Below are 1,592 nucleotides of genomic sequence, written 5' to 3' on the forward strand. Positions count from 1 at the left end.
AGCCGCTACGCTATTGTTGTTAGTTAATTGTTGGTAGGTTAAGTTCACTCAAAGAAAAGCCAAGAGTATTGGTACGCTTGTTCTATAATAAGGAGTCAACACTGAAAGGACAAGGGAGATACGAGATGAACAGCTGCATTTTAATGGCACAAATTATTCAGGATCCAGAACTGCGTTACACCTCAGAGAATCAGACACCGCTGACTCAGATGCTAGTACAATTCGCCAGTGTCAAGGCTGAGGAATCCCCATCAACCTTAAAAGTGGTAGGTTGGGGGGAATATTTGGCTAATGAAATTAAAACAAACTATTCCACAGGCGATCGCGTGGTGATTGAAGGTAGCTTAAGGATGAATGTGATTGAGCGACCAGAAGGATTCAAGGAAAAACGGGCAGAATTGACTGTTTCCCGGATTCACAAATTGGGAACAGATGATCACTTCGAGCCACAAGTCATGGCATCGGATAGAACTTTCCAGCGTACCCCAGAACCATCCTCTCCCCAAACCTATGATAAGGTTGTATCGATGGATCAACATCGGATGTCGTCATCAGTTTCTTATCCCAACAATACCGAACAAGATTTTGCTTATACCAGCACTGAACAAAATACTGAGCAAAGTTTTGAGTCTTCTTTTGGGTCTTCATCTCCTCAAAACCCAACCTCTGGTAGCCCTAGTCATCAACAAGATTTAGATGATATTCCCTTTTAGTTATTCGGAGAAAAGATTATAGCGTTTCTCATAGTTATGAGGTACAAAAAAAATTTACCTCTTCCCTCTTCTCTGCTCCCTGCTCCCTGCTCCCTGCTCCCTGCTCCCTGCTCCCAGATCCGCTGTTCCCAGATCCGCTGTTCCCAGATCCGCTGTTCTCGACAACTGCCGCGAAGTCTATTAAATTGTGTTTCAACTCCTTTACGTACTGATCTATGCCCTCCAGCCTTATCTAGACCTGATTTGCTTTTGTTTGGCTTGGGGGCTAATGATGATTCTAGCTTGGACCGTTTTGTCAGCAGTCCGAGAAAGTTTTGCTGTTGCCAAACGACTGCATCAAATTCCCTGTTCTAACTGTCAGTTTTTTACTGGTGATTATCGTCTTAAATGTACCGTGCATCCCTCTGTTGCTAATTCTGAGGCAGCAATTAATTGTATGGACTTTTGTGAAAAAACTAATTACATGACTAGAGTTTAAAAGACTCGACGGTAATGCCATGGGCTTCATCCTTGCTAGTGGGGAGGGAGCCTATATAGCAATCCTAAATTATTTGTAAAATCACTGGAATTGTTAAAAACTGGTGCTTTCTCCCTTCCCTTCTGCCATATGCCGTTTGCTTCCTGCCTTAAAGCAGACCATTTCTTTCGCAAATCAGATAGGATTGCTATATATAGCAATCCTAATGAAAGCATGCGTGATGGATAACACAATTACTTACCTCACAACTGCTGACCTTGATTCCACTAGGGCGATCGTTTTAGCGCAAGCAAGCGGTCTAACTTATGATGCTTTTGATAAGCAAAACCCTGCTGAGTGTCTTGAGGTGTCTCCACCGGATGGTTATGATTTTGTAGACTACTGGACTGGTGTTGATGCGA

General features: G+C 43.1%; 3 protein-coding genes. All 3 read left to right on the top strand.

What is annotated here, in order from left to right:
- Positions 1–125: 125 nt before the first annotated feature.
- A complete protein-coding gene (locus F6K49_RS47460; protein ID WP_293056170.1) occupies positions 126–713 on the top strand; it encodes a single-stranded DNA-binding protein in 588 nt (195 codons plus the stop codon).
- A gap of 36 nt (positions 714–749) precedes the next feature.
- Positions 750–1,067: a hypothetical protein gene (locus tag F6K49_RS47465; RefSeq protein ID WP_293109500.1), complete on the top strand. Its 318-nt coding sequence runs from the start codon at positions 750–752 to the stop codon at positions 1,065–1,067.
- 344 nt (positions 1,068–1,411) lie between these two features.
- Positions 1,412–1,592 (top strand): hypothetical protein (locus tag F6K49_RS47475; RefSeq protein WP_293109496.1); only part of this gene is annotated, 181 nt, incomplete at its 3' end.

The organism is Moorena sp. SIO3I6 (genome assembly GCF_010672095.1).

Excerpts from the sequence above, each read along its gene's own strand:
- F6K49_RS47460 (WP_293056170.1), top strand. The coding sequence starts at position 126 with ATGAACAGCTGCATTTTAATGGCACAAATTATTCAGGATCCAGAACTG.
- F6K49_RS47465 (WP_293109500.1), top strand. The coding sequence starts at position 750 with ATGAGGTACAAAAAAAATTTACCTCTTCCCTCTTCTCTGCTCCCTGCT.